Genomic DNA, 5278 nt, shown 5'->3' on the forward strand with positions numbered 1-5278 from the left:
ACGGGTTCGCGGGGTCCATACCCAGCTCGTCGGCCAACTGCTCGTACTGCTCGACCGTGAGCAGGGACGAGTGATTCTGCGGGTGTCCCTGCGTCGGCAGTCCGCGGCCCTTGATGGTGTACGCGATGATCACGGTCGGACGGCTGTCGTCGATCTGCGCATACGCCGCACGGAGGGCGTCGAGGTCGTGACCGCCGAGGTTACGGATCGCGCGGAGCAGAGTGTCGTCGTCCAGGCCACCGATCAGCGACGCGATCGCGGCGGCATCGGTGCCGCCACCGGGAAGCCGCACCCGCAACTCGTCGGCGCTGCACCGCAGCAGTCGCTGATACTCGGGGTTCGGCATGTCCAGGATTCGCGACCGTAGCGCCGGTCCGCCGGGACGGGTGTACAACGACTCGAGCAGGGTCCCGAACTTCACGGTGATCACCTGCCACCCGGCGGCCGAGAACATCGCCTCGAGCCGGCCGGCCGCAATGGTCGGGACCACCCGGTCCAGGGACTGCCGGTTCAGGTCGACGATCCACACGATTTCGCCGAGTTCGGCGACCGAGGTGTCGAGGATCGCCTCCCACACGGCGCCCTCGTCCAGCTCGGCGTCGCCGACGAGGGAGTACTGGCGACCCGTGCCGGCGCCGCCGATCGTGGTGGCGACGTAGCGGCGGGCGATGGCACCCCAGATCGGGGCCGTCGCGCCGATGCCGACCGAACCGGTCGAATAGTCCACCGGATCAGGGTCTTTCGAGCGGCTCGGGTAGGACTGCAACCCGCCGAACTCCCGCAACGTCGTCAGATACGACTCGCCCAGCTCGCCGAGCAGATAGTTGATGCCGTGCAGCACCGGGGATGCGTGCGGCTTCACCGACACCCTGTCCCCGGGACCGAGCTGCTCGAACCACAACGACGTCATGATCGACACCATCGACGCGCACGACGCCTGATGCCCACCCACCTTCAGCCCCGTGGGATTCGGGCGAACCCGGTTGGCGTGATGGATCATTGACGTCGACAACCACAACACCCGCTGTTCGATCTCCACAAGCGCGTCCGGCGTGGTGGCGTGCGGTGTGGATTGCGTCGTGCTGTGGTCGACCGTGCGGGTGTCGTTCATAGTTTCCGTCCTTGCCTTCAGTTCCTGGCACCGAAACCGCTCCGCTCGCGCCCAGGTTGTGAGCGAGGCGGATCGGTGGTGACCGGCAGGCGGACCTTCTGGGGCCGAACCCACCACGGAGCGGCGTCGCACCACCCGTCTATCGAGAGATTCTGTGCAGATCTCTCGATACAGTCGACCATCGGCATACACTTCTAGCAATACCGCCCACAGAACTTCAGCATTCTGCGAACCACTGCACGCACACCCCACCTGGAGGTTGGCAATATGCCCAAGACGACCACCATCGATTCCCTTGATGCCAAGATCCTCGGCGCACTCAACGAGGAACCCCGAGCAACCGTGATCGCGCTCGCCGACAAGACCGGCCTGTCCCGGAACACCGTGCAGGCCCGGCTCGGCAAGCTCGAGCGGCAGGGAGTGCTGCATTCGTTCGAACGTCGCATCGACCCGGGCGCTCTCGGGTACCCGTTGACGGCGTTCATTATGACCAGCGTGACCCAGCGCAAACTGTCGCAGATCGCGAACGCGCTCGACAGTGTCCCCGAAGTGGTCGAGGTACACGGACTCAGCGGTGTCACAGATCTTCTCGTCCACGTCGTCGCCCGCGACGCCGACGACCTCTACCGGATCGCCGGCCGGATCCTCGACATCGACGGCGTCGAGCAGACGACCACGGCGCTCGTCATGCGCAAGTTGGTCGACTACCGCCTCACCCCGCTCCTGCAACAGCTCGCTGACAAGTCGTGACGGCAGCCGTCGTCAGCATTTTGACAAGTCGGCAAGTCGGTGACGTGACCCCGCTCGCCGACGCACAGACTGACTCGGTCCCCGTCGTCGCGATCAGCGGTAGGGTGGGAGTCTCCACCCGTCGCCGGTGATCGTGTCGCCTGTGGCGGCTCCCACCTGAGGCACGCTGTTATTCGCCCGCTACCGAATTCGTCGGCAGTGAATGGAACGGTGCCGCCGCACCACGAGTGTTGGTCGCGTCGGGACCGGCCGACGGTGCCACCATCGCCACTTCCGTAATCTCCCGCCGGCGAACCGGGAGCGTCGGCCGTTCGCGCCATGCGGGAAGGGCCTCCTGCACCTCGAGACCCAGTGCGATCAATTCGGCTTCGCCCCATGGCCGTCCGCCCAATTGGACACCGAACGGGATTCCTGTCTCCGACGACCGGCCGACGGGGGTCTGCACTACGGGAGCACCGACGTAATTGGCCCAGCGAACGTCCCCCATGCCGGCCGAGAAGACGCTCACGTCCATGAACTGCGTCCGCTTCGCACCGTCCACGGTGGTTCCCGGCAAGACAATCGCGTCGAGTCGGTGCTCGTCGAACATCCGGTTGTAGTCACCGCGAAACCGCATCCGGTCACGTTCGAGTACCAAGAAATCGGCAACGGGTCCGGCGAGGGCAGCGATGAACGCGGCGACCAGCATCGCGTTGTCCGTGTCATACAGCCCGAGGCGGTCCGAGAACTGCTGGTGATAGGCGCCTGCTTCGGCCATGTCACCCACGAGTAGACCGGACGGCGTGGACGGCATCGTGACATCGACGGTCACCCCGCCCAGTTGTCGGACCACGTTTACGAATTCCTGGAAGAGGCGCGCCTGCGAACCGGTCAGTTTGCCGGCCTCTCGCATCGGAATTCCGAATCTCCTGCCGCCGAGAGGGTTGCTGCCGCGCTGCGCGGACAACGGATATCCGCCGCGAGGCGCTTCCGGACCTGCACCCGTCGAAGGGTCGTCGACGTCGTAGCCCGCCATGTACGTGAGTAGTAATGATGCGTCGGCGAGGCTCCGGCCCATCGGGCCGGCATGATCGCGCGTCCATGTCAGGGGTATGACGCCGGCCATGCTGCACCGGCCGAACGTGGGCTTGATCGACGACACCCCGCACATGCTGGCCGGAAAACGCAGGGAGCCTCCGGTATCGGTGCCGGTCGCGAGTGGAACGAATCCGGCGGCCAGCGCCGCCGCGCTTCCACCCGAGGACCCACCGGCCGAATACGCGGGGTTCCAAGGATTGCCGACTCTGGGCGTGGACACACCGATCGCGAATTCGTGGGTGTGGGTGTGCCCCATCAGGACCATTCCCGCATCACGAAGGCGCCGCCACACCCCGGAGTCTCCCGCAGCGATATTGCCCTCGAGTACCTTGCTCGACGCGGTCAACGGCAGGCCCGCCACCGCATAGAGATCCTTCAGAGCGAGGGGCAGACCGCACACTAGCGGTACCGTCTCGCCGGTCTCGCGGGCGGCCGCCCGGGACAGACGTTGCGCTGCTTGCTCGGCCGCGTGGTAAGCCGTCTCCGGGTAGATGCGCGCCCACGCGTTGACGTCCCCGTCCGAATCGGCACTGCGCCGAAGACATGCGTCGAGTAGTTCGCGCGGGTGCAGGGCGCGTGCCTGGAGCAGGCTCGCCGCCTCGACTGCACTGAGCAGCCCTGGGTCGGTTTCGGTGATGTCCCCGGGCGCCGGCAACGACCGCGGCGATGTGGCGTACGCAGACGGTGCGCGTGTCATCCCAACGCCAGCGGCGCCCCAGGCCGCAGTACCGAGAAAGAGGCGACGTGAAATCTTCGATGCCACTTTGCGGCCTATGCCCGCGAGCGCACTGTCATGGAATAATTCGTTCCTCGGTCTTCTCGAAGAGCCTCCGGAAGCTGTGTCTGCGCGTGTTCGGGTCGTATGTGCGCGAGGGAATCCAGAACACCAGGTACATGGTTCGTGAGAGCAACACCGAGATCCACGACAGCCGGGCCTGGCCCGGCTTGCCGTGCAACCTGAGTGTCCGCGGGAGAGACGCCGTGTATTCCCAGTACAGTCGGCGGCTATTCTGCATGCGACGCCCCGATACCCGGGCCCTCATTCCGTCGATCAAGGCCATCTTGTACCCGGCGGCGGCGAGCGACAACGAGATGTCGAGGTCTTCCCAGATGCCTTGTCCCTCGTTCAAGGAAGTTGCGATCTCGTCCCAGGCGGTCTTTCGGATCACCATGTTCGCGCCGTAGAGACCACTGACTTCCTTGACTCCGGTGTCGCCCTTCGAACCTGCCGCTGCACCCATGATCAGCCTGTGGATGCCCTGAAGGGGCATGTCGTATTGAGTGAAGGGGCCCAGCGCAGCGGCGAATGCAGGGTCTGCGGAGCCGAAGAAGGAACGAATTGCGTCAGCCCAGCCGGGCTCGACGATCGTGTCTGCATCGATTCGTGCCACGATCTCGAACTTCGCCGCACCGATTCCGGTGTTGCGGGCCGGAATCAGACCGGGCTCGAGTTCCGAGATCACCCGGACCTTGTCGTGAGCATCGTCGATTCCGCCGGCGATCTCCGCGGTGGCATCGGTCGAGTTGTTATCGACCACAACGATCTCGTCGATCTCGTCGATCTGAGATCCAAGAGCCTCGAGGCACGGGCCGATGACAGCTTCTTCGTTGAATGCAGGGATGACGACGGACAGCGTGATCGGATCCACAGACCCGACACTAACACCGGCCGCCCAGTCACGCTCGGGTCATGAGGAACGGATTCGCCCACGCGGGCAGGAGCACCGGCACCCCTGGACGAGCGGACGTCCAGGGGCACCGATGATCAGGCAACCTGCTTACGCGACCCTCGATCATTGTTCTGATCGGCCCCGAGGTCCCGTGGACGATAACCCACCGGATAGCCCGGATAACTTCGATTGTGCTGGTCCCGCGCGGCCTTCGACACCCGGCGTGGCGGCAGAAGGCGCACCAACTTTCCGCGAATCTCGAGCGACCGCTTCGCCGCGTTCTGCAACCAGAGCGGTGCGGCGGGAAACCCGAACGCAGTCAGCATCATCGGGTCGAGCAGCGCATACACACCCTGGGCGACAACCGGCCGGAGCGGCTTCGGGAACCACGAACAGAATAGATTCAGCGTATAGCTGCCGACCCGATGGTTGTCCTCGGTGTACCGGAAGTGTTTCTGCTCGTACTCGACCTTGAACCGGTAGAAGTCCTCGAAACTCTCCGGAATGTTCTTGATACCCATCCGGATTCCCACCTCACGGTAGAAATAGAAGCATGCCAGACGCTCGTTGGGCGTCATCCGGCGCCACCCGAACCGGTCGATCCAGTCGATCGGTTCGTAGATGAATGTGGTCAGCACGTAGAGCATGTCATCGTTGTCGATGTCGTACT

General features: G+C 64.6%; 4 protein-coding genes and 1 pseudogene. 1 reads left to right on the forward strand and 4 read right to left on the reverse strand.

Features of this window, described 5'->3' with window-relative positions:
- A pseudogene (locus tag WAW17_RS23430) lies at positions 1–1111 on the reverse strand (pyruvate dehydrogenase); the annotation flags it as partial.
- A gap of 267 nt (positions 1112–1378) precedes the next feature.
- On the opposite strand from WAW17_RS23430, the gene WAW17_RS23435 reads away from it, so the two are divergent.
- The gene (locus WAW17_RS23435; RefSeq protein WP_422335297.1) at positions 1379–1861 is read left to right on the forward strand and encodes an Lrp/AsnC family transcriptional regulator; all 483 of its coding nucleotides are present in this window, start codon (positions 1379–1381) and stop codon (positions 1859–1861) included.
- A 169-nt stretch (positions 1862–2030) separates the two neighbouring features.
- Here the strand turns inward: WAW17_RS23435 and WAW17_RS23440 are convergent, their stop codons facing one another.
- From WAW17_RS23440 to WAW17_RS23450, 3 genes are all read right to left on the reverse strand, one after another.
- Entirely contained in the window at positions 2031–3701 is a 1671-nt protein-coding gene (locus WAW17_RS23440) for an amidase (protein WP_422335298.1), read from the reverse strand.
- A 28-nt stretch (positions 3702–3729) separates the two neighbouring features.
- Positions 3730–4587: a glycosyltransferase gene (locus WAW17_RS23445; RefSeq protein WP_422335299.1), complete on the reverse strand. Its 858-nt coding sequence runs from the start codon at positions 4585–4587 to the stop codon at positions 3730–3732.
- Positions 4588–4703: 116 nt separating this feature from the next.
- Positions 4704–5278, reverse strand: a 575-nt coding sequence (locus tag WAW17_RS23450; protein WP_422335300.1) for an oxygenase MpaB family protein, incomplete at its 5' end; no start/stop codon positions are given.

This window comes from Rhodococcus sp. (in: high G+C Gram-positive bacteria) (genome assembly GCF_049286785.1).
In the GTDB taxonomy this organism is placed as follows: Bacteria; Actinomycetota; Actinomycetes; order Mycobacteriales; family Mycobacteriaceae; genus Rhodococcus_F.

What these genes read in the sequence shown, in the direction of transcription:
- WAW17_RS23435 (WP_422335297.1), top strand. Translation starts at nt 1,379, where the DNA reads ATGCCCAAGACGACCACCATCGATTCCCTTGATGCCAAGATCCTCGGC.